The following is a 20,757-nucleotide window of genomic DNA, read 5'->3' as shown; positions in this document are numbered from 1 at the left end:
GCCGATGTGGACGTCCTCTTGGACGACGATGAGCTCAGGGGCTAGGCGTTGCCCGTCCCCGATACCCAGCAGCTGCGGCGGATCAAGGCTGGTTAGACGGCCGAGCCATGTGAGACAGGAAGACGCCTCGCAGCTCTCGGTGCGGAGAGATGCGAGGCGTCTTGCCTTGGGGCTAGCCGCGGGGGACGGTGCAGCCTGAGCGGTTGAAGTCGAGGGTGGTTCCGGGGGCTATGCAGTTGGCCAGCGTGTAGGTCTGCTGGGCGTAGCCGATCTGGCGGCGGACGGTGACGTTGCCCTGCTCGTCGACCTCGCAGGGGTTGTTCAGGGTGCAGCGGCCGCCGCTCTCGTTGATGGTGTTGTTGACGCCGATGACCTTGCCGGACGCGCCGTCGATGGCCGGGGAGCCCGAGGTGCCGCCGATGACGTTGCACTGGGACGTGTAACGCAGCGAGTCCTTCCACGTCCACTCGGACTCACGGACGCGGTAGGCGAACCCGTCGAGCTGGCACGTGTAGATGCGCTTCCAGTAGCCGGAGACGACGTGCAGCGTGCCGCCGGACGCCGGGCGCTGGAGGACCATCTCCAGCGCGCGGGTGTTGTACTGCTGCTGGATCTGGGCGTAGGTGCTGCTGAGCTTGTACAGGGCGGCATCCGTGTCGGTCATGGTGCCGTACAGCACGGACGTCGCGCGCAGGGTGCCCAGGTCCCCGCCGCTGGAGTTCAGGAGGGTGAACGTCCGGCTGGACGCCCGGTTCGTGATCACCTGGCCCGCGGACGGCATGCCCGTCTCCAGGCAGTGGCCGTTGGTGAGCACCATCGCCGGGTCGCTGTCGGCGGAGTTGGGGGTGCGGACGACCGAGCCCGAGCAGTTGCTCAGGGCGACGATGCCGGCGAAGTCGGCGGCCTTGACCTGCGGGGCGGCGGCCTGCGGGGCGGCGGCCTGGGGGGCGGCGGCCTGGGGGGCGGCGTACGAGACGGACGCCATGGCGATCAGGGTTGTGAGCGTAAGGAGCGCGGCGGAGAGTACGCCGAGAATGCGTCTTTGCATGGCGGGGGGTCCTCCGGGAGGGTCGTGTGCGGCGGGCGGGCGCCGCTGGCGAGGGAGCTGCCGGGACAGGCGGCGGGCGGCCATGGAGAACCCGCCGGGGGCGGACGTCCCGGCAGCGTGATGCTAACCATGGGCGCGGCGTCCGGGAAGGGGTGATTTGTCTGATCTGGCACACCGCCGTGAACTCGGCAGGGATTGCAAAGGGACATGCCCACCCGGCGGTGACAATCCGCAGAATCTCCCGATTCATGATCGCATCGTTAGACTCCCCGGCATGGACCTCAGGGACGCGACGCGCATGATCCTTTCTGAGTCCGCGGCCCATCCGGAGCTGCTCCGGGTGACCCGGCAGGCGCACGACCGGCTGGCTCTCGGGCACCAGGTGGCGCACTCCGATCTGAGCTGGATGCTCAGGGAAGCCGCGCGTAAGAACGTCTACCCCGGCCTCCACTCGCGTTACGGCGTCGCGGCCTTCGACGAGATGGTCACCGTGCTGTGCCGCGAGATCGACCGCCAGGCCCCGGTCGCCGTTCAGCGCGGGTGATCCGGGAAGGTGCGCGTCAAGGGCAAGGGGCCGCCGGATGCGGAGCATCCGTGGAATGAGATCGTCCCTGGTCTGTGGATGGGCGGGCACCATTACGCCGCGGCGTCCGGAGAACGCATACCGGCGGTCGTGACGGACCAGTTCGACACCGTCATCAGCCTCTACCAGCAGGACGGCCATGGGCCGCCGCCGAATGTCGAGCACCACTGCGCCGAGATGCCCGACGCTCCGTTGACGGCCGAGCAGCTGGAGGCCGTGTGCCGGCTGGCAGACACCGCCGTTGACGCGCTCCGGCAGGGGAAGCGTGTCCTCGTCCGGTGCCATTCGGGTTATAACCGGTCGGGGCTCGTCGTCGCGCAGGGGCTCGTCGGAATGGGGTATTCAGCGGACGACGCGGTGTTCCTCGTCCGGTACCGCCGGTCGAAATGGGCGCTGAACAACCATGTCTTCGTCGACTACCTAAGCACCGGGCTGGACGTCGCGCGCCTGCTCACCGGGCTCGACGACCTCGCCCAGGACGGCGATCACTGAACGGCGGCGGCCGTCGCGTGGAAGGTGCGGCGGTAGGCGGACGGTGACGTTTTCATCGCCCGGACGAAATGGTGCCGGAACGTCACCGGGCTCTCGAAGCCGACCGCCGCGCCGATCTCCTCGATCGGCGTGCGGCCCTCCTCCAGCAGCGGCAGCGCCGCCATGATCCGCTGGGCGATGACCCAGCGGAGCGGGCTCGTCCCCGTCTGCCGGCGGAAATGCCGGATGTAGGTGCGCGGCGCGAGGTGCGCTTCCTGGGCCAGGCGCGCGACAGTTATCGGCTCCGTGAGATGGGCGAGTGCCCACGCCATGCTGCGCGCGACCGCGTCGTCGTCCGCCGGAGGCGTTACGGCGGCCTCCACGAACTGCGCCTGGCCGCCCTCCCGGTGTGGCGGGACGACCAGCCGCCGCGCCACCGCGTTCGCGATCCGGGCGCCGTGGTCCTTGCGGACGAGGTGCAGGCACATGTCGAGCCCGGCGGCGCTGCCCGCCCCGGTGAGGACGTCGTCGCCGTCCACGTAGAGGACGTCCGGGTTCACGCGCACCTTCGGGTAGCGGCGGCGCAGCAGGTCGGCGTATCGCCAGTGTGTGGTGGCCTCGCGTCCGTCCAGGAGGCCGGTGGCGGCGAGGGCGAACGCGCCCGAGCAGATCGACACGACGCGGGCGCCGCGGGTGTGGGCGTGCCGGAGTGCCGCGACGACGTCGGGCGGGGGCTCGTCCCGGACGTCGGGGACGGCGACGACGATCACCGTGTCCGCGGCCGCGAACTCCGCCAGGCCGTGCTGGGTGGTCATCGTGAAGCCGCCCACCGCCCGGATCGGGCCGCGCTCCGGCGAGCAGACCCGCAGGTCGTACCAGGGGACGTCCAGCTCCGGACGGGGCAGCCCGAACACCTCGACGACCGAGCCGAGCTCGAACGGCGCCATCCCGTCGAACGTCAGCACCGACACCGTGTGCCGGCGAGCCGGCGGAGCGAGGGCCACCATGGCGAAATCTTAGCGATAGTCGGCGATCAGGCCACTGCCGGGACGGGGTGACCGCCGCGCAGGATGGGGCCGTACGCGATTTCCGGCTCAAGGAGTGTCAAATGATCGACTTCCTGTCTGCGGCGTCCAGCGAGGAGGCCGTCCGGCATTTCGCCGCCCGCCTGTCGTTCGAGACGGACGTGTCCGACGTCGCCGACGACATCGGCGGTGACACGATCGTGGTCGTCGATTCGCGCGGCACGCAGAGCTGGCAGCAGGGGCACATCCCCGGCGCGCTCCATCTGCCGACCCCGGAGATCGCCGGACGCGCCGCGTCGCTGATCCCGGACGGCAGGACCGTGGTCGTCTACTGCTGGGGCCCCGCCTGCAACGGCGCCACGAGGGCCGCGCTGGAGTTCGCGAAGCTCGGCTATCCGGTCAAGGAGATGATCGGCGGATTCGAGTACTGGGCCCGCGAAGGGTTCCCCGTGGAGGCCGTCCCGGGGACCGTCACGCGCCGCGCGCCCGACCCGCTCACCGCGCCCATCAGGGCCGTCTCCTGCGACTGCTGACAGCCCGTCGGACGAGTGAGCTTGAATGTTCCGGCAGAGGCGGGGCATAACGAGGTGCCCCGCCGACGTTAGACTCTAGGAATCATTCTTCGACGCCCCTATGGCGTCAGGCTCGTCCTTGCAGCCCACGCGGACCGTGGTGCCTCCCGAGACGTGCCCCCCTCTCGGAAGGTAATGCGTGACCACAGCTGCTGCTGCACAGAACCCGTCCATGCCCGAAAGCGCGGGCGATGAGCGGGTTCCCACGTTCGCCGAGCTCGGCCTCCCGGCCGCGCTGGTGAGCTCCCTCGCCCGTCAGGGCATCGACGCGCCGTTCCCGATCCAGGCCGCCGCGATTCCCGACATCATGGCCGGACACGACGTCCTCGGACGCGGCAAGACCGGCTCCGGCAAGACCCTGGCCTTCGGGCTGCCGCTGCTCGCCCGCCTCTCCGGCCGCAAGGCCGCGCCGAAGCGCCCGCTGGCGCTGATCCTCGTCCCGACCCGCGAGCTGGCCCAGCAGGTCCAGACGAACCTGGAGCCGCTCGGCCGCGGCCTCGGGCTGCGCTTCAAGACCGTCATCGGCCAGACCTCGATGTTCAAGCAGATCGACGCGCTGCGCCGCGGCGTCGAGGTCCTGGTCGCCACGCCCGGCCGGCTCAAGGACCTGATGCGGCAGGGCGCCTGCGACCTGTCCGACATCGAGATCGCCGTGCTGGACGAGGCCGACCACATGGCCGACATGGGCTTCCTGCCCGACGTCACCGACATCCTCGACGCCGCCAAGCTCGGCGGGCAGCGGCTGCTGTTCTCCGCCACCCTCGACAAGGACGTGGACGTCCTGGTCAGGCGGTACCTGAGCAACCCGGTGACGCACGCGATCGGCCCGGTGGACGAGTCCGTCGACACGATGGACCACCACCTGCTCCTGGTCGCGCCGAAGGAGAAGTCCGCGATCACCGCCGAGATCGCCAACCGCGAGGGCCGGACGATCCTGTTCGCCCGCACCAAGCACGGCGTCGACCGGCTCGCCAAGCAGCTCGCCCAGGTCGGCGTCCGCGCGGCGGGCCTGCACGGCGGCAAGAGCCAGGGGCTGCGCACCCGCACGCTCGCCGAGTTCCGCGAGGGCTCGATCAGCGTGCTCGTCGCGACCGACGTCGCCGCCCGCGGCATCCACGTGGACGACGTGACGCTCGTCATGCACGTCGACCCGCCCGCCGACCACAAGGACTACATGCACCGCGCGGGCCGTACCGCCCGCGCCGGTGAGCGCGGCACCGTCGTGACGCTCGTGCTGCCGCACCAGGTGCGCGCGACGTCCGCGATGACACGCCGCGCGGGCATCGAAGCGCCCCGCGTCCGGGTGACGATGGGCGACGACGAGCTCGTCAAGCTGACCGGGGCACGGCCGCCGTCCGGCATCCCGATCGAGGGGCCGATCATCCCCGAGCGCCCGCGCCGCGGCGAGGGCGGTGGCCGGGGCCGTCCGGGCGGACGCCGCGGCGGACGCGGCCCGCGCTCCTTCGACCGCGAGGGCGGACGCCGCCGCAGCGGTTCCTTCGAGCCGCGCAGCGGTTCGTACGAGTCGCGCGGCGGCTCCTACGAGTCCCGTGGTGGTTCGTTCGAGTCCCGTGACGGCGAGCACCGCGGCTCGCACCCCGGCGGCGACCGTCGCGGAGGCGGCCCCCGCACCGGCGGCGGCCCCCGGACGAGCGGCGCTCCGCGCACCGGAGGCGGTCCGCGCTCGGGTGGCGGCTCGCACGGGAACCGCCGAGGCGGCTCCTACACCTCCGACCGCCGCGACAGCGCCGACCGCCGCACCGCGCGCTACAACTGACAAGCACCACGCTGGAGCCCCGCCCCACAAGGCGGGGCTCTTCGCTTGCCGGTGCCGCCCCGCCCGCCAGCGTCAGCCGGCTTCCTCCCGGAGGGCGCCGTCATCGCGCTGGCCGGACTCCTCCCGCAGCTTGTCCTGAAGGACCTGGAGACCCTCAAGACCGTTCACGGACAGCGCCGCGAGCTCGTCCAGCGACATGAGCGGAGGGGTACGCAACGGCGGCTGCCAGCCGTTCTCCTCGTCGTGGGAGCGCAGGATCTTGGCCGGGACGCCGCCGATCACCGCATGGTCGGGGAACTCCCCCCGGACGACGGCGCCGCCCGCGACCGCGACGTTCCGGCCCAGCCGGGTGCCCGGCAGGATGATCGCGCCGGTCCCGATCCAGCAGCCGTCGCCGATCACGACGGGGTTGTTCTCCGGCCACTGCCGCCCGATCGGCGTGTCCAGGTCGCCGTAGGAGTGGTTCTGGTCGGTGATGTAGACGTTCGGGCCGGTGAACACGTCGTCGCCGATGACGATGGACTGGTGGCCGACGATGTGCGTGCCGCGCCCGATCGAGCAGCTCCCGCCGATGCGGACGACGACGTCCGGGCCGAGGTCGAGGCCGGGGACGAAACCCGCCGAGATGGTGACGTGCGTCCCGACGAGCGTGTGGTCGCCGATCGAGATCCACGGCTCGCCGTAGACGGCGCCGACCGGGAAGCCGATGCACACGCCCTCGCCCAGATACGCGAACCTGCGGCGGCCGGGCGTCTGCGGGGTGATCTCACCGCGCCGCTGGACCCACTCCATCGCGCGGTGCAGGGCGATGTGAACGCCCTGGCGGGCGCGCTGCCTGGCCCCGTCCGCCACCGCCTGCCGGATCGAGCGTTTCCGCGACATGGCGTTCACCGTACCGGTTGGTAGCAACCCCGGGGACAGAGGGGACGCAACGGACCACCACCCACCGAAGCACGCAACGAACGACCCGCGCACACGACCCGCGCACGGCGAAGGGCCCGGTCACGGATGACCGGGCCCTCTATCCGCCCTAGAGAGCGGAGGGGTGGATCAGTGCGGCGAGTTCACCTGACCGTCGACGTCGGCGCCGCTGACCGTCATGGAGTCGGCGGACGTGGCGTCCCCCGCATGGTCACCGGAACCCTTGGTCAGGTCGCGGATGACGCCGCGCCGCGTCGCGACCGCGCCGGCCACGCCGACGGCGGCGACCACCCCCATCATCGCCATGAGCGCGCCGCGCCCCGGCCTGGTCCGCTTCGGCGGTTCCATCCGGTGCGCCACATCGCTCAGAAACGTGCTCACCCGCGGGGCCAGCCCGGTCTCCACGTACCGGGCGGCCTGCCGGAGCCTCGGTGCGCTCCATTCGCGGACGACCATGACGCGCTCGCCCGCGACGGGCACGATCCGCTCGGCCGCCGAGGACGCGCCCTGCCGGCACATGTCGGCGCCTTGGCGGGCCGTCTCCTGGACGCGTCCGAACCGTGTCAGACCGTCCTCCTGCGGCTTCCGGCGGATATTGATCATTAGGGACACGCTAACCTCCCTGTTTGCGAGGTCCTGTCGTGCAGCCTTCCCAGGAACCGGGGGGTAAACCCTGAACACGCGACCATCAGGTCACCGAGCGTGACATATTCGGGCATGATCGTGACCACGCCATCGGACGTCACATAACCCACTCAACGAGGAGGAGGCCAGAGTGGCCAACGAGATCTTCGCGAAGCTGAACACCTCGCTCGGCACGATCGTCGCCCAGCTGTACCCGGAGCAGGCGCCGGAGACGGTGGCGAACTTCGTCGACCTGGCGGAGGGGAACCGGACCTGGCACGATCCCCGGACCGGCCAGAAGTCGGACGCGCCGCTCTACGACGGCACCGTCTTCCACCGGATCATCGACAAGTTCATGATCCAGGGCGGCGACCCGCTCGGCACCGGCACCGGCGGCCCCGGCTACGAGTTCAAGGACGAGTTCCACCCCGACCTGAAGTTCAACAAGCCCTACCTGCTGGCGATGGCCAACGCCGGGCCCGGCACCAACGGCTCGCAGTTCTTCATCACGCTCAGCGTCGGGCACACCCAGCACCTGACCGGCCGGCACACCATCTTCGGCAAGGTCATCGAGGGCACGGACGTCGTCGACCGCATCGGCAAGGTCGAGACCGGACGCGGCGACCGCCCGACCGAGGACGTCGTGCTCAAGTCGGTGACGATCGAACGCCGTTAGTCGTTCCATAGGGTGAGACCTGGTAACGGCCCCTACGGAGCCCTAGATGAGCACAGACGACCAGACGCCCGCTCCCGAGACCTCGGTGCCGACCTGCTACCGGCATCCGGGGCGGGAGACGTACGTGCGCTGCACCCGGTGCGACCGCTTCATCTGCCCCGATTGCATGCGGGACGCGGCGGTCGGGCATCAGTGCGTCGAGTGCGTCGCCGAGGGCAACCGTGGCATGCGCAAGGCGCGGACGGTGCTCGGCGCGCGGGGGTCTTCGTCGGCCGTGCCGGTCGTCTCCTACACGCTCATCGGCGCGTGCCTGGCGGCTTACCTGGCCGAGCTGGCGTCGTGGCAAGTCGTGTGGGATTTCATGATGCTCGGCCGCGCCGTGCTGCCGGACGGCACCGTCGGGGGCGTCGCAGAGGGCGAGTGGTACCGGCTGTTCACCACGATGTTCCTGCACCAGCGCGGCGGGACGTTCGGCATCGCCCACATCCTGTTCAACATGTGGGCGCTGTGGGCGGTCGGCCCCTCCCTGGAGCAGGTGCTCGGACGGTGGCGCTTCCTCGCCCTGTACGTGCTGTCGGGCCTGGGCGGCTCGGTGCTGCTGTACCTGGTCGGTGCCCCGAACGACGCGGCCGTCGGCGCGTCGGGCGCGATCTTCGGCCTCTTCGGGGCGTTCTTCGTGATCGGCCGCCGGCTCGGCAGCCCGGTCGGGCCGATCGTGTTCCTGCTGGTGATCAACCTGGTGATCACGTTCGGGGTGCCGAGCATCTCCTGGCAGGGGCACATCGGCGGGCTCGTGGTCGGCGCGGCGCTCGCCGCCGCCTACGCCTACGCGCCGGCGGCGCGCCAGCGCGTGATCCACATCGCGGCGCCGGTGCTCATCTTCGCCCTGCTGGCGGTTCTGGTCCTGGTCAGGACGGCGGATCTCACCTCCGCGACCTAAAGGCGCGGGCGCCGCGGCCCACCGGCGGCGGCGTCCGGGCACTTCCACCTCATTGGAACGTGCCACTCTACCAAAACGACCAAATCACGACCGTGCACACGGCCGACACCAGCCGCACCGGGCCCCTCAGGGCGCGGCGCGGCCGGTGTCCGGCTGTGGAAAACCTGGGGATAGCCGGGGTGGGAGATGCCCGGCCTGTGGATAACTAACGGTCAGCGCCACTTGGTCGACAGGATCACGCCGAGGATGATCGCGGCGAAGCCGATGCCGAGATTCCAGTTGTGCAGGTCGGTCATGTACGGCACGTCGGTGCCGGTGCTGGCGGTCACGTAGAAGACCGCGATCCAGATCAGGCCGATGAGCCACAGACCGACCATCGTGGGCACCAGCCAGCGCGGGCTGACCTCCGGGGCCTTGGACTTCTGCGGGGGCGTGTAAACGGCCTTCTTGCGCACTTTGGACTTGGCCACGGTGGATTCGATCTCCTCGGGCGTCCGGCGGCCGGAGCGCCGGACCGCGCATGGGTGTTTTGTCGGTTAGCGTAGTCGCTGGTGTGCAGAGTACGGCTTCCAGCGTGGGGAAGCATCATCCCAGTTCTCACGCTCCTCGCGGGAACCCTGTTCGCGGCGAGCGCGAGCACGGCCCGCGGCACGAGCCTGCGCGAGCAGGGCCGCACCCGTGTCACCGAGCTGATCGCCGCCGAGCAGCACCGGAGCCGTCAGGAGCGCGCCGAGTACCGGCGCCTCCGCCACGAGGTCGACGGTATCTCCCGGGAGGCCGGACGTCACGACGCCCGCGTGAAACACGCCCAATCCGAAGCGGACCAATTGGCGTCCCGCGCAGGATTCACCCCACTCACAGGCGCGGCCGTCCAGGTTTCTCTGGACGACGCCCCGCAGCCGGCCGACATGCCCCGCGACGTCCGTCCCGACGACCTCGTCGTCCACCAGGCGGACGTGCAGGCCGTCGTCAACGCGCTGTGGGCCGGCGGCGCCACCGGGATGCAGATAATGGACCAGCGGGTGATCTCGACGAGCGCGGTGCGCTGCGTGGGCAATACGCTGATCCTCCAGGGCGTCGTGTACTCCCCACCGTTCCGGATCACCGCGACCGGCGACCCGGAACGGCTCCACGCGGCGCTCGGCGCGTCCCGCGAGATCGCGATCTACCGGAAGTACGTCCACGCGTACGGGCTCGGCTACTCGGTACGGACCGTGGAACGCGCCACGTTGCCGCCCTACACCGGCAACGTGACCATGAAGCACGCTACGGTGCCCACAGGCGGCTAGCCCCGGAGGAGGACGCTCGGTGCGGACGGTCATCCGTGGCATGGGCGAGCTGTGCATCACCGCCGGACTGATCCTCATGCTCTTCGTCACGTACTCGCTGTGGGGAACCGGCCGCTACACCCAGGATCAACAGAACCGCCTCGGCGACCAGCTCCTGAAGGACTGGGGCAAGGTCACCACCGAGCGCGTAAAGCTCGGCAAGGGCCTGGCGATGATCCGCATCCCCCGCTTCGGCCCGGACTACCGCTTCGTGATCATCGAGGGCGTGGAGCGCAAGGACCTCCGCAAGGGCCCCGGCCACTACCCCGGCACCGCACTCCCCGGCCAGATCGGCAACTTCGTGATCTCCGGCCACCGGACGACCTACTCCGCGCCGTTCAACCGCCTGGGCGAGCTGAAGCGCGGCGACAAGATCCTCATAGACACCCGGGACAAGCAGTACGTCTACACGGTCACCGGCCGCGACATAGTGAAACCCTCCGCGACAGAGGTGACCGCGCCCGTCCCCCAACACCCGAAGCGCAAGCCGACCAAGCCGCTGATCACCCTCACCACCTGCCACCCCAAGTACTCCGCCGCCGAACGAATGATCATCTTCGGCGAGCTGGCGTCCGCGCTACCTCGCGTGAACCAGCCCGCCGCCGGAACCTAGGAGGCACCCCGTGTACGCCTGGATCTGGCGCCACCTGCCGGGCGAATGGCAGACCAAGACCGCCACGGCACTGGGCTTGATCATCGCCATAGCCGCCATCTTCTGGTACGCGGTCTTCCCGTGGGTAGAACCCAAGGTCCAGTTCGACCAGGGCGTAGTAGACCGCCCACCCCCAACAGCCACCCCAACCCCCCGACGCTGACCACCCGCACGGCCGCAGCCCACCCCGCCGGAACCAGCACCTCCGGACGCAACGACCGCAACCGGCACCGCAACCACGCAACAACCAAACCCGTCGCGATCGCGTCCGAAGGCAGGTTCGAGCTTGCGAGAACCTGATCGCGCAGCGAGCCGCCAGGCGAGCCGGAGCGATGCAGCGATCGCACGCGTTGCTCGACGATGGAGGGCCGCCAAGGCCCGAAGGAGGAGAGCAATGCAAACAAACAAGAGGGCTTCCGCCACTCGGGGGCAATGGCGGAAGCCCTCGATATGGTCTTCGTCACGGGGCCTTGCGACGTTACGGATTTCAACCGAAATTTTCAGATCACTCGCATATCTTCCGGGCCTCCCGCCGAACCCCCAGGTCAGCGCGGTTCGTCCGCGTCCCCCGGTTCAGAAAGATCAAGGGCCCTGAACCTTCCCTTGTGGGAGGTTCAGGGCCCTTGATGGGTGTTCGTCCGGCTAGCCGTCCCCGCCGGGAGGCCAGGGGATGCCTGGGCTCTGGCTGGGCGGGGTCGGCTGGGGTGCCTGCTTCTGCGCCACGTGGATCGTGACGGTGTCACCTGGGGCGACTGTCGCGTCCGGGGTCGGGGACTGGTCGTAGACGAAGCCGGGGGCGACGGGCCTGTCCACCGGCGCCGGGCCCTTCTGCACGTTGCAGCGCAGGCCGAGGCCCTCCAGCTTGGCGCAGGCGGCGCGCTGGCTGCTGTTGAACAGGTTCGGGACCTTGAGGTTCGCCGGGCCGTTGGAGACGACGACCGTGACCGTCGAGCCCTTCGGCGCCTTCGAGCCGCCGGGCGGGTCGGTGCTGATGACGTCGAGGCGTGGGACGGAGTCGCTCGACTCCACCTTCTTCTCGACGTCGAACCCCTGTTCCTCCAGGAGGCTCTTGGCCGAGCTGTAGGGCTTGCCGGTCACGTCCGGGATCTCGACCTCCGAGGGCGGCTTCTTGCCCCTGGAGACCACCAACGTGATCGTTGCGCCCTTGGCCGCCTGGGTGCCGGGCTTCGGGTCGGAGCTGATGACGTTGCCGCGCCCGATCTTGTCGCTGTACTCCTGCTTCGGCTCGCCGACCTGGAATCCGAGCTTGGTGAGCTCGGCGGTGGCGTCGCTCTGGCTGGTGTTGACGATGCTCTGCGGGATCGCGACCTGCTCGGCCCCGCCGCCACCGCCGCTCATCATCCAGCCGATGAGCGCGGCGCCGCCGATGAACAGCACGGCGAGCCCGATCCACAGGGCGGCCTTCTTGCCGGCGCCGCCGCGGTCGTCCATGTCGTCGTAGCGGGCGGGCGGGAGGCCGTAATCGTCCGGCGGGCGCCGCACCTGGGTGCGGGGGCCGCCCGGGTAGCCGCCCATGACCTGGGTGCCCTGCGGCTGCCCGCCCATGAGCATGGTGGACGCGGCCGTGGACGCCACCGGCTGCCCCTGCAGGACGCGCTGGATCTCCTGCCGGAACTCCGTGGCGTTCTGGTAACGGTTGTCTGGCTCCTTCGCCATGGCCTTCAGCACGATCGCGTCCGCCCACTGCGGGATCTGCGGGTCGACCCCGGACGGCGGGATCGGCTCCTCCCGGACGTGCTGGTACGCGATCGCGACCGGGGAGTCGCCGGTGAACGGCGGCTTGCCGGTGAGCAGCTCGTACAGGACGCAGCCCGTCGAGTAGATGTCGCTGCGGGCGTCGACGCGCTCGCCGCGCGCCTGCTCCGGCGACAGGTACTGCGCGGTGCCGATGACCTGCGCGGTCTGCGTCATCGTGGCGGCGGTGTCGGCCATCGCGCGGGCGATGCCGAAGTCCATGACCTTGACCTCGTGCTGCCGGGTCAGCATCACGTTGGCCGGTTTGATGTCGCGGTGGACGATCCCGCCGCGGTGGCTGTAGTCGAGGGCGCGCAGGATCCCGTCGGTGACCTCGAGCGCCTTCTCGGGCAGCAGCGCGCGGTTCTCCCGTAGCAGGTCGCGCAGCGTGCTGCCGTCCACGTACTCCATCACGATGTACGGGATGGAGTTGTCGCCGATCATGTCTTCGCCGGTGTCGTACACGGCGATGACCGAGGGGTGGTTCAGCGACGCGGCCGACTGGGCCTCGCGCCGGAACCGGGCCTGGAACGTGGGGTCGCGGGCCAGGTCGGACCGCAGGGTCTTGACCGCGACGACGCGGTCTAGGCGCAGGTCTCGGGCACGGTAGACCTCGGCCATGCCGCCCCGCCCGATCACCGTATCGAGCTCGTAGCGGCCGCCGAGCAGCCGAGGTTGACTCATATGTGCACTTTCCCTCGTACGTCTACACCTTGTCCTCCGAACCTAGCTTCCCGCTCTGTGTGGGAGAGGGATCCGGGCTCGGAGTTGACGGAGTCGTGGCGCTCTCCGCCGGTGTCGGTGTTTGGTCTGGGGCGGTGCGCGTCGCCCTGTGCGGATTCATGGATGACTTCTGTGTTGGGGACGCCTGGCGGGTCCCCGGCGTTGACGGACGGATCCTATGCGTCCGCGGCCCCTGCGGGACAGTCCGCCTGGGTGTGACACGGGCCCGGTACGTCTCGGACTCGCCCGGCGAGGCGCCTGGGACGTCGACGCTGCCGTCCCCGACGGGCCGTGTGGCGGGGGCGCCGGGCGGGTCCCGCTCGTCCTCGCCGGAGGCGGCGAAGGCGAAGCCCTTCCACAGGGACCCGATCACGATGGCCGTGACGACCAGCAGCACCGCCGCGGCGGAGGTGTACGTCCGTGCCGTGCGCCTGCCGGGGCGCTCGTGCCCGCGCACCGATCCCCTGGTGAGGTTATCCGCCGCCACAGACCCGTCAAATCCAGACAAAACAGACGATTGGGTAACAATCTCGGGTCGTGCCGGGGGACGGGCGGCGGCGTTCACCGGGAGCGGGCGGCCCGTGCTGAGCGCCGTGCGGATCGCCAGGGCCCGGCCGGCGACGGTCGCCGCGTCCACCGGACGCTCCGCGGGATGCTTCGCCAGCATCTCCATGATCAGGTCGCGGGCCGCCGCCGGGAACCGCGGCGGCAGCTCCGCCGGCGCCTCCCGGACGTGCCGCAGCGCGACCTCCACCGGCGTGGAACCGTCGAACGGCGGCGCCCCCGTCAGGCACTCGTAGGCCACCACGCCCAGCGAGTAAAGATCGGCGGACGGCGTCAGCTTCAGCCCCTGCGCCTGCTCCGGGGAGATGTAGTGCGCCGTCCCCATGACCATGCCGGTCGCGGTCTGCGACGCCGCCGCCAGCTGCCGCGCGATCCCGAAGTCGGTGATCTTCAGGACGCCCTCCGGCGACACCATCAGGTTCGCGGGCTTGACGTCCCGGTGCACGACCCCCGCCCGGTGCGCGACGGTCAGCGCCCGCCCCGCCTGGACCAGCAGGTCGAGGACGGCCTCCAGCGGCAGCCCGCCGTCCCGCGCGAGGATCCCGTCCAGCGGCTCGCCCGCCACCAGCTCCATCACCAGGTACGTCCGGCCGTTCTGCTCGCCGAAGTCGTAGGCCTGCGCGATCCCCGGATGCCGCAGCTCGGCCGCGAACCGGGCCTCCGACTCGAACCGGGTCCGCGCCGACAGGTCCGACACGAACTCCCGGCGCAGCAGCTTCACCGCGACCGGATGCCGGGCCACCTCGTCGTCCGCCCGCCAGACCTCGCCCATCCCGCCGACGGCCAGCCGCTCCAGCAGCCGGTACCGCCCGTTCAGGACGAGGCCCGTGCTCACTTCTTCAAGACCTTGGCCATGATCGCCCCTGCGATCGGACCGGCGTTGGTCGCGCCGTCGCCGGACCCCTCGGTCACCACGGCGAAGGCGTAGCGCGGGTTCTCGATCGGGCTGAACCCGACGAACCAGCGGGAGTTCGGGATGCCGGACCTCGGGTCCTGCTCGGCGGTACCGGTCTTACCGGCGATCCGCATGCCCTGGAGGTTCTTCGCGGTGCCCTCCGTGATCACGGCCCGCATCATCTGGGCGAGCTGGTCGGCGTGGTCGCCGCTCATCGCCTCCCCGAACTCCTTCGGGGAGGCGTTGTACAGCTCGCTCTGGTCCTTGGCCCGCACCTTCTGCACCACGTACGGGTTCATGATCTTGCCGTCGTGAGCGACCGCGGCGCCGACCATCGCCATCTGCAGCGGCGTGGCCCGCACGTTCTCCTGGCCGATGCCGGAGCGCGCCGTCCCGTCCTTGCCGGTCTCGACCGTCTTGCCCTTGGAGTCGGTGACCGACACCGGGACCGCGCTCTCCGCCGAGAACATGTCCGGCTCCATCTTGATCCGCTCCCCGAACCCGAACTTCGCCGAGCCGTCGTGGAGCTGCTGGATGCCCATGTCGAGCGCCATCTTCGCGAACGAGGTGTTGCACGACTCGGCGAACGCGCCCTTCAGCGGGGCGGTGCCGGCGCAGCTGCCGCTGTCGTGCGAGTTCGGCAGCGGTTTCCCCGACTCCGGCAGGATCAGCTGGCCGGTGAGGACGCTGGAGGAGATGCTGAGGTTGAGCCGCTCCATCGCCACCGCCGACGTGACCGTCTTGAACGACGAGCCCGGCGGGAACGTCTGGCTCAGCGCGTTGTCGACCAGCGGCCGGATGACGCCGTTGCCCTTCTCCAGCTGCTCCAGCCGCTTCGCGCCCTTGTCGCCCGTCTGCGGCGCGACCTCGTTCGGGTCGTAGGACGGCCACGACGCCGCCACCTTGATCGCGCCGGTCTTGATGTCCAGCACGACGGCGCCGCCGCGGCGGCCCTGCTGCGTCTTCGCCTTCAGCTGCGCGTACGCCGTCCGCTGCGCGTCCGGGTCGATCGTCAGCTCGACGTTCGCGCCCTCCGCCTTCTTGCCGATGAACGTGTCGAACCAGCGCTGCTGCGTGATCCGCTTGTCGTTGCCGCCCAGCAGCGAGTTGTAGGCCCGCTCGACCTGCGAGGCGGTGCCGCTCGTCGTGAAGGCCCCGGTGATCGGCGAGAAGATCGGGCCGTCCTTGTAGACCCGGGAGTACTTCTCGCTGTCGGTCTTGAACTTCTCCGACGCCACCAGGACCTCGCCGCCCGCGCTGATCTGCCCGCGCGGCGACTTGAGCGGGTCGGCGTACTGCCGGGCGTTGTTGGAGTCGGTCCGCAGATCTTCCGCCTGGCTGCCCTGGACATAGTTGACCTGCGCCATCAGCCCGAAGAACAGCAGCAAGGCGAAGATCGCCACCCGTCGAACCGGCTTGTCCATATTCATGGGACGGAAATCACCTCGTGCTCACGATCTGGGTCATGCCCTCGTCCTGGATCGCCTGCGGGGCCGGCTTGCGCGCGTCATGGCTCATCCGCACCAGGATCGCGATCAGGATCCAGTTGGCCATCAGCGACGAGCCGCCCTGGGACAGGAACGGCGTCGTCAGGCCGGTGAGCGGGATCAGCTTGGTCACGCCGCCGACGATCACGAAGACCTGGAGCGCGAGGACGAACGAGACACCTCCCGCGAACAGTTTCAGGAACGGGTCGCGCGCCGCCACCGCGGTCTTCATCCCGCGCTGCACGATCAGCGAGTAGATCAGCAGCAGCGCCATCAGCCCGGTCAGCCCGAGCTCCTCGCCGATCGAGTCGAAGATGAAGTCGCTGAACGACAGCGGCGTCCGCCACGGCTCGCCCTGCCCGAGCCCGGTGCCGAGGACGTCGCCCTCCGCGAGCGCGTACAGGCCCTTCATCAGCTGCGCGCTGTCGGAGTACTCCCCGCCGAGCTCGGCGCACGCGCTGAAGCCCGGCGAGATCACGCCCGGCTTGTCGAACCGCTTGTAGATCTCGGTGTTGGGGTTGACGGGGACGACCTTGCCGCTCTCCAGCAGGCAGCCGCCGTCGAAGTACGGCTTCGGGTTCTGCCAGATGTCGATGCGCTGGTTCACGTGACCCATGAACGGCAGCAGCGTCGCGACGAACACGCCCGCCGCCAGCAGCCCGACACCGATCACGACCCACGACACCCGCTGCGTCGCGATGTACAGCATCGAGATGAACAGGCCGAAGAACAGCAGCGCGGTACCGAGGTCCTTCTGGATGAACAGGACGCCGAGCGAGAAGAACCAGAGCACCATGATCGGGCCGAGGTCGCGGGCCCGGGGCACGCTCAGCGGGCCGATCTTCTTGCCGATCAGCGACATCGCCTGCCGCTTGTTCACCAGGTAGCCGGCGAAGAACACGACGAGCAGCAGCTTGGCGAACTCGCCCGGCTGCACCGAGAACGGGCCGAGGTTGATCCACACCCGGGCGCCGTTGATCTCCGCGCCGATGCCGGGGACGATCGGCAGCAGCAGCAGGATGACGGCGCTGAGGCCGATCAGGTACGTGTAGCGCTGCGCGGTCTTCGGCGTGAACGACAGCGGAGCGTCGGGCTTGTCGGTGTCCCGCATGATCAGGACGGCGGCGACGAACAGGCCGATGCCGACGAACGACCACATCAGCTGGCTGGGCGCATCGGCGGCGTCCGCCAGGATCTTCTTGCCCGCGGCCGCGGCGGCCTTGCGGTCGTCGCTGGTGTCCAGATCCAGCCGGTAGATCATCGCGAGCCCGACGCCGTTCAGCGCCACCGCCAGCGGCAGCAGCAGCGGGTCGGCGTACGGGGTGAACTTCATCTGGGCGAAGTAGGCGGCGAGCGCCAGCACGGCGAGCCCGCCGCCGTAGACGAACAGGCCGCCGGGGATGTAGCCGTCACGGGCCAGGCCGACCTCCGCGAACGCCGACAGCGTCAGCACCATCGCGAAGATCAGCAGCGCGAACGAGGCCGCGTTGCGCCGCTGGTACGGCAGCCGCGCCCTGATCTGCTCCCCGATCGACTGCATCTACGGCTTCCCTCCGGGACACCCGGCGGGCTTGCCGGCGCCGCCCTGGGCGCACTTGTCGCGGCGGTCCGTCATCTCCTTCAGCCGGGCCTGCGCGCCGGCCCGGCCGATGATGTTCTTGACCGTGCCGTCCTTGATCGCCTTGACGTCGGGCGTGGTCAGCGTGGTGAGCTGGACGTTCGTGGGCTTCACGTCCTCCTTGCAGCTCTGCTGGCTGCGGCCGCGCACGACGATGACGGTGCCGTCCTGCTCCAGGAGGCTGTACTTGCAGACCCGGTCGACCAGCAGCTGCCACTCGTCGGGGCCGTCGACCGAGTAGGTGGCCTTCACTTCCTGCTGGAGGTCCTGGGGGAGGTCTTCGATCATGATGGGCTGGAGGTTCGGCACGTTCGCCTTGCGGGACATGCTGATGCCCAGCAGCGGCTGCGGCGACCCCCGGTACAGGACGGCCTGGCCGTTCTCCGCACCGATGTAGTGGCCGCTCCGGACGAGCTGCACCAGCACGACCCCGCCCGTCACGACGCACACGACGACCACGCCCGCGACGACGAAGAGCCACGTCCAGCGGCGCAGGCCGCCCCGGCGCGCCCGCGCCGGTGCCGGCTGCATCGCGCCGCCCGCCATCGGCGGACCGCCCATCGGGTCGCCCATCGGCGCCTGCGCGGGGGCCGGCGGCGGGGGCATCTCGTCGACGGCGACCGGCGGCTGCGGCCTGGTGTCGCGGAGCTGCGCGGCCCGCCCGGCGGGCGTGTCGGCGGCGGTCGTGTTCGCGCCCGGCCCCCCGCCCGGCGGCTCCGGCGGCGAGGCGTTGGCCGCCGCGCCGACCGCGTGCCCCGGCCCGCCCGTCGGCGGCTGGCGCTCCAGGTTGACGACGTCCGCGACCACGCAGGTGATGTTGTCGGGGCCGCCGCCGCGGTTCGCCAGGTCGATGAGCTGCCGGACGGCCTGCTCCGGGTCGTCCACGTCGGTCAGCACCTGGAAGATCGTCTCGGCGGTGACGACGCCCGAAAGGCCGTCCGAGCACAGCAGGTACCGGTCGCCGACCTGCGCCTCCCGGAGGGACAGGTCGGGGTCGACTTCGCCGCGCCCGTCCAGCGCCCGCAGCAGCAGCGAACGCTGGGGGTGGGACGCGGCCTCGTCGGGGCTGATACGGCCCTCGTCCACCAGCGACTGGACCAGCGTGTGGTCGTGCGTGATCTGGAAGAGGCTGCCGTCCCGCAGCAGGTAGGCGCGGGAGTCGCCGATATGGACGAGCGCGACCTGGTTGCCCGCCCACAGCATCGCCGTCAGCGTCGTGCCCATGCCCTGCAGCGCCGGATCGGACTCCACGATGCGGTGCAGGTTGTCGTTCGCCGCCCGGACCGTGTGCTCCAGCGCGGCCAGCAGCTCCGTCGCGGGCAGGTCCTTGTCGAGCGCCCGCAGCGCCTCGATCGCCGCCGCGCTGGCGATCTCGCCGCCGACGTGCCCGCCCATCCCGTCGGCGACCGCGAGCAGGTGCGCGCCCGCGTACGCCGAGTCTTCGTTGCCCTCGCGCAGCATGCCGACGTCGGAGCGCGCGGCGTAGCGGATTCCCAGAGTCATTTGCGCAGCTCGATCACGGTCTTGCCGATACGGACCGGTACGCCGGGCGGAACCGGCATCGGCCGGCTCACCTTCGTGCGTCCGAGATATGTGCCATTGGTCGAACCGAGATCTTCCACGATCCACTGACCGTCCTGCGCATAAAGTCGGGCATGCCGGCTCGAAGCGTAGTCGTCGGTCACTACGAGTGTGGCGTCATTGGCCCGACCGATGGTGATGGGCACCCCCGTGAGGTCGATGACCGTGCCGGCCCGTTCGCCCTGCACGACCACCAGCTTCGTCGGGGCGCCCTGCTGGGCGCTGCGCGGCTGCCGCGGCGGCTTCGGCTGCCGCTGCTCCCGCTCCCGGGGAGGCCGCGGCTGGGACGCGCGTTGGGCCGCTCTCGTCGCGGCCTTCGAGCCGAACAGGTCGGCCCTGATCACGCCGACGGCCGCGATGACGAACAGCCAGAGGACCGCGAGGAACGCCAGCTTGATCAGCGTGAGGGTGAAAGGGGACATCGGAGTCGGGGTTACTCCCTATCGCGGCGGAACACAAGAGTGGTCCGGCCCATCGTCACCCGGGAGCCGTCGACCAGCGTGACCCGCCGGATCGGCTGCCCGTTCACGAACGAGCCGTTGGTCGACCCTAGATCCACGAGAGCGATTTCGGGACCTTCTACGCGTATCTCGGCATGGTGCCGGGACACTCCGGGATCGACAAGGCGCAGGTCGCAGTCCGTGCCGCGACCCAGCAGGGTCACCGGCGTATTGATCTCATAGGTGCGCTGGGTCGTGTCCGACCCCTCGACGGCCGTCGTCACCAGCAGCCGCGGATGCCCCCCGAACACCCCCCCGCGCGCCCCCTGCGGGACGTCGCTCACCGGCTGGCGGATCTCACCGCCCTCCACCGTCGACCCCCGGATCACCCCGGACTGGATGCGGAACATGCCCGTGGCGAGATTCGCGGTGTTCTCGAACCGCACGCGCACCGGCCCCACGAAGGAGTACCCCTGCTCCTTCGCGTACTCGCGCGCGAGGTTCGCCAGCTCCTGGCTCAGGCTGTCGGCGTACACCTGGAGCCGCTGCCCGTCCTGCTGAGAAATCTCGACGACGAAGTCGTTCGGAACGAGCGTCCTGCCCTGCGCCACGATCGCCGCCCGATCGTCCATCTCGCGCTGCACAGCACTGGCAACCTCGACCGGCTGCAGCTCGGACTTGAAGGCACGGGCGAAGGCCCCTTCGACCATGCCCTCGAGCCGTCGCTCGAAGCGCTGAATGACGCCCACGGGCACCTCCCTTCCCCACTGGTAGACGATCGTATCGGTGCGAAGGTTCGCCTGCCGTATCTGGTACCTAACCACTGCCGGCCGCGTGCTAGCCTTTTCAGGCACCCGGAAACCGGGTCCTCACCCTTGGGCGGGTGGCGGAACGGCAGACGCGCACGGTTCAGGTCCGTGTGTCCGAAAGGATGTGAGGGTTCAAATCCCTCCTCGCCCACTCGGAGTTGGGAGTGGTGTGCCCGCGGAGAGCGCGGGGCGCCACTCCTTCGTCGTTTTGCCCGGGGGGCGACCCCCGGACCCCCGATGTGGGGGGCTCCGCCCCCCACGCCCCCCT

At 70.1% G+C, this 20,757-nt stretch carries 21 protein-coding genes and 1 tRNA gene; 10 read left to right on the top strand and 12 right to left on the bottom strand.

Features of this window, described 5'->3' with window-relative positions:
- Positions 1–172: 172 nt before the first annotated feature.
- Entirely contained in the window at positions 173–1,048 is an 876-nt protein-coding gene (locus ACH34S_RS30370) for a serine protease (protein WP_395956265.1), read from the bottom strand.
- A 274-nt stretch (positions 1,049–1,322) separates the two neighbouring features.
- Here ACH34S_RS30370 and ACH34S_RS30365 point away from each other — a divergent pair, with 274 nt between their 5' ends.
- Together ACH34S_RS30365 and ACH34S_RS30360 are read left to right on the top strand one after the other, a co-directional pair.
- On the top strand, positions 1,323–1,592 hold the full coding sequence (locus tag ACH34S_RS30365) for a hypothetical protein (RefSeq protein WP_395956264.1): 270 nt from the start codon (positions 1,323–1,325) through the stop codon (positions 1,590–1,592).
- 78 nt (positions 1,593–1,670) lie between these two features.
- Complete coding sequence (locus ACH34S_RS30360; protein ID WP_395956263.1) at positions 1,671–2,123, top strand: hypothetical protein; 453 nt, start codon at positions 1,671–1,673, stop codon at positions 2,121–2,123.
- On the opposite strand, the gene ACH34S_RS30355 is transcribed toward ACH34S_RS30360, so the two are convergent.
- A complete protein-coding gene (locus tag ACH34S_RS30355; RefSeq protein ID WP_395956262.1) occupies positions 2,117–3,109 on the bottom strand; it encodes a GlxA family transcriptional regulator in 993 nt (330 codons plus the stop codon). The genes ACH34S_RS30360 and ACH34S_RS30355 overlap by 7 nt on opposite strands.
- 101 nt (positions 3,110–3,210) lie before the next feature.
- On the opposite strand from ACH34S_RS30355, the gene ACH34S_RS30350 reads away from it, so the two are divergent.
- Both ACH34S_RS30350 and ACH34S_RS30345 read left to right on the top strand, forming a co-directional pair.
- Entirely contained in the window at positions 3,211–3,660 is a 450-nt protein-coding gene (locus ACH34S_RS30350; protein ID WP_395956261.1) for a rhodanese-like domain-containing protein, read from the top strand.
- Positions 3,661–3,871: 211 nt separating this feature from the next.
- Positions 3,872–5,476 carry a DEAD/DEAH box helicase gene (locus ACH34S_RS30345; RefSeq protein ID WP_395956260.1) on the top strand — a complete coding sequence of 535 codons (1,605 nt, stop codon included), beginning with the start codon at positions 3,872–3,874 and terminating at the stop codon, positions 5,474–5,476.
- A 72-nt stretch (positions 5,477–5,548) separates the two neighbouring features.
- Here the strand turns inward: ACH34S_RS30345 and ACH34S_RS30340 are convergent, their stop codons facing one another.
- Positions 5,549–6,358, bottom strand: a complete 810-nt coding sequence (locus tag ACH34S_RS30340) for an acyltransferase (protein WP_395956259.1) — start codon at positions 6,356–6,358, stop codon at positions 5,549–5,551.
- A gap of 168 nt (positions 6,359–6,526) precedes the next feature.
- A complete protein-coding gene (locus tag ACH34S_RS30335) occupies positions 6,527–7,009 on the bottom strand; it encodes a hypothetical protein (protein ID WP_395956258.1) in 483 nt (160 codons plus the stop codon).
- Positions 7,010–7,172: 163 nt separating this feature from the next.
- On the opposite strand from ACH34S_RS30335, the gene ACH34S_RS30330 reads away from it, so the two are divergent.
- A complete protein-coding gene (locus ACH34S_RS30330; RefSeq protein WP_395956257.1) occupies positions 7,173–7,697 on the top strand; it encodes a peptidylprolyl isomerase in 525 nt (174 codons plus the stop codon).
- 46 nt (positions 7,698–7,743) lie between these two features.
- Positions 7,744–8,637 carry a rhomboid family intramembrane serine protease gene (locus ACH34S_RS30325; RefSeq protein ID WP_395956256.1) on the top strand — a complete coding sequence of 298 codons (894 nt, stop codon included), beginning with the start codon at positions 7,744–7,746 and terminating at the stop codon, positions 8,635–8,637.
- A gap of 212 nt (positions 8,638–8,849) precedes the next feature.
- Here the strand turns inward: ACH34S_RS30325 and ACH34S_RS30320 are convergent, their stop codons facing one another.
- Entirely contained in the window at positions 8,850–9,107 is a 258-nt protein-coding gene (locus tag ACH34S_RS30320; RefSeq protein WP_395956255.1) for a cell division protein CrgA, read from the bottom strand.
- Between the two features lie 81 nt (positions 9,108–9,188).
- Between ACH34S_RS30320 and ACH34S_RS30315 the strand changes: the two genes are divergently transcribed.
- From ACH34S_RS30315 to ACH34S_RS30305, 3 genes are read left to right on the top strand one after another with little or no spacing between them, the layout of a single operon-like run.
- Positions 9,189–9,926: a DUF881 domain-containing protein gene (locus ACH34S_RS30315; protein WP_395956254.1), complete on the top strand. Its 738-nt coding sequence runs from the start codon at positions 9,189–9,191 to the stop codon at positions 9,924–9,926.
- 19 nt (positions 9,927–9,945) lie between these two features.
- On the top strand, positions 9,946–10,578 hold the full coding sequence (locus ACH34S_RS30310; protein ID WP_395956253.1) for a class E sortase: 633 nt from the start codon (positions 9,946–9,948) through the stop codon (positions 10,576–10,578).
- Between the two features lie 10 nt (positions 10,579–10,588).
- Positions 10,589–10,780 (top strand): hypothetical protein, encoded by a 192-nt coding sequence (locus ACH34S_RS30305; protein ID WP_395956252.1) that lies wholly within the window; start codon positions 10,589–10,591, stop codon positions 10,778–10,780.
- A gap of 479 nt (positions 10,781–11,259) precedes the next feature.
- On the opposite strand, the gene pknB is transcribed toward ACH34S_RS30305, so the two are convergent.
- From pknB to ACH34S_RS30270, 7 genes are read right to left on the bottom strand one after another with little or no spacing between them, the layout of a single operon-like run.
- Positions 11,260–13,056 carry a Stk1 family PASTA domain-containing Ser/Thr kinase gene (gene pknB, locus ACH34S_RS30300; RefSeq protein WP_395956251.1) on the bottom strand — a complete coding sequence of 599 codons (1,797 nt, stop codon included), beginning with the start codon at positions 13,054–13,056 and terminating at the stop codon, positions 11,260–11,262.
- Between the two features lie 22 nt (positions 13,057–13,078).
- A complete protein-coding gene (locus ACH34S_RS30295) occupies positions 13,079–14,494 on the bottom strand; it encodes a serine/threonine-protein kinase (RefSeq protein ID WP_395956250.1) in 1,416 nt (471 codons plus the stop codon).
- Complete coding sequence (locus tag ACH34S_RS30290; RefSeq protein WP_395956249.1) at positions 14,491–15,984, bottom strand: peptidoglycan D,D-transpeptidase FtsI family protein; 1,494 nt, start codon at positions 15,982–15,984, stop codon at positions 14,491–14,493. Before ACH34S_RS30290 ends, ACH34S_RS30295 begins: the two co-directional genes overlap by 4 nt.
- 10 nt (positions 15,985–15,994) lie before the next feature.
- A complete protein-coding gene (locus ACH34S_RS30285; protein WP_395956247.1) occupies positions 15,995–17,581 on the bottom strand; it encodes an FtsW/RodA/SpoVE family cell cycle protein in 1,587 nt (528 codons plus the stop codon).
- Positions 17,582–19,162 (bottom strand): Stp1/IreP family PP2C-type Ser/Thr phosphatase, encoded by a 1,581-nt coding sequence (locus tag ACH34S_RS30280; protein WP_395956246.1) that lies wholly within the window; start codon positions 19,160–19,162, stop codon positions 17,582–17,584.
- The gene (locus tag ACH34S_RS30275) at positions 19,159–19,662 is read right to left on the bottom strand and encodes an FHA domain-containing protein (RefSeq protein WP_395956245.1); all 504 of its coding nucleotides are present in this window, start codon (positions 19,660–19,662) and stop codon (positions 19,159–19,161) included. The genes ACH34S_RS30280 and ACH34S_RS30275 overlap by 4 nt, the downstream gene beginning before the upstream one ends.
- A gap of 11 nt (positions 19,663–19,673) precedes the next feature.
- Complete coding sequence (locus ACH34S_RS30270; protein ID WP_395956244.1) at positions 19,674–20,429, bottom strand: FhaA domain-containing protein; 756 nt, start codon at positions 20,427–20,429, stop codon at positions 19,674–19,676.
- 128 nt (positions 20,430–20,557) lie between these two features.
- Here ACH34S_RS30270 and ACH34S_RS30265 point away from each other — a divergent pair.
- Positions 20,558–20,640 (top strand) — tRNA-Leu (locus ACH34S_RS30265).
- Positions 20,641–20,757: the final 117 nt, after the last annotated feature.

Origin of the sequence: Actinomadura sp. 3N508 (assembly GCF_044326375.1) — a bacterium.
Taxonomy (GTDB): domain Bacteria; phylum Actinomycetota; class Actinomycetes; order Streptosporangiales; family Streptosporangiaceae; genus Spirillospora.
This window is presented reverse-complemented; position numbering and strand designations above follow the sequence as displayed.

What these genes read in the sequence shown, in the direction of transcription:
- ACH34S_RS30350 (WP_395956261.1), top strand. Translation starts at nt 3,211, where the DNA reads ATGATCGACTTCCTGTCTGCGGCGTCCAGCGAGGAGGCCGTCCGGCAT.
- ACH34S_RS30275 (WP_395956245.1), bottom strand. Translation starts at nt 19,662, where the DNA reads ATGTCCCCTTTCACCCTCACGCTGATCAAGCTGGCGTTCCTCGCGGTC.
- ACH34S_RS30370 (WP_395956265.1), bottom strand. Translation starts at nt 1,048, where the DNA reads ATGCAAAGACGCATTCTCGGCGTACTCTCCGCCGCGCTCCTTACGCTC.
- ACH34S_RS30345 (WP_395956260.1), top strand. Translation starts at nt 3,872, where the DNA reads ATGCCCGAAAGCGCGGGCGATGAGCGGGTTCCCACGTTCGCCGAGCTC.
- ACH34S_RS30285 (WP_395956247.1), bottom strand. Translation starts at nt 17,581, where the DNA reads ATGCAGTCGATCGGGGAGCAGATCAGGGCGCGGCTGCCGTACCAGCGG.
- pknB (WP_395956251.1), bottom strand. Translation starts at nt 13,056, where the DNA reads ATGAGTCAACCTCGGCTGCTCGGCGGCCGCTACGAGCTCGATACGGTG.
- ACH34S_RS30360 (WP_395956263.1), top strand. Translation starts at nt 1,671, where the DNA reads ATGGGCGGGCACCATTACGCCGCGGCGTCCGGAGAACGCATACCGGCG.
- ACH34S_RS30355 (WP_395956262.1), bottom strand. Translation starts at nt 3,109, where the DNA reads ATGGTGGCCCTCGCTCCGCCGGCTCGCCGGCACACGGTGTCGGTGCTG.
- ACH34S_RS30280 (WP_395956246.1), bottom strand. Translation starts at nt 19,162, where the DNA reads ATGACTCTGGGAATCCGCTACGCCGCGCGCTCCGACGTCGGCATGCTG.
- ACH34S_RS30290 (WP_395956249.1), bottom strand. Translation starts at nt 15,984, where the DNA reads ATGAATATGGACAAGCCGGTTCGACGGGTGGCGATCTTCGCCTTGCTG.
- ACH34S_RS30340 (WP_395956259.1), bottom strand. Translation starts at nt 6,358, where the DNA reads ATGTCGCGGAAACGCTCGATCCGGCAGGCGGTGGCGGACGGGGCCAGG.
- ACH34S_RS30325 (WP_395956256.1), top strand. Translation starts at nt 7,744, where the DNA reads ATGAGCACAGACGACCAGACGCCCGCTCCCGAGACCTCGGTGCCGACC.
- ACH34S_RS30365 (WP_395956264.1), top strand. Translation starts at nt 1,323, where the DNA reads ATGGACCTCAGGGACGCGACGCGCATGATCCTTTCTGAGTCCGCGGCC.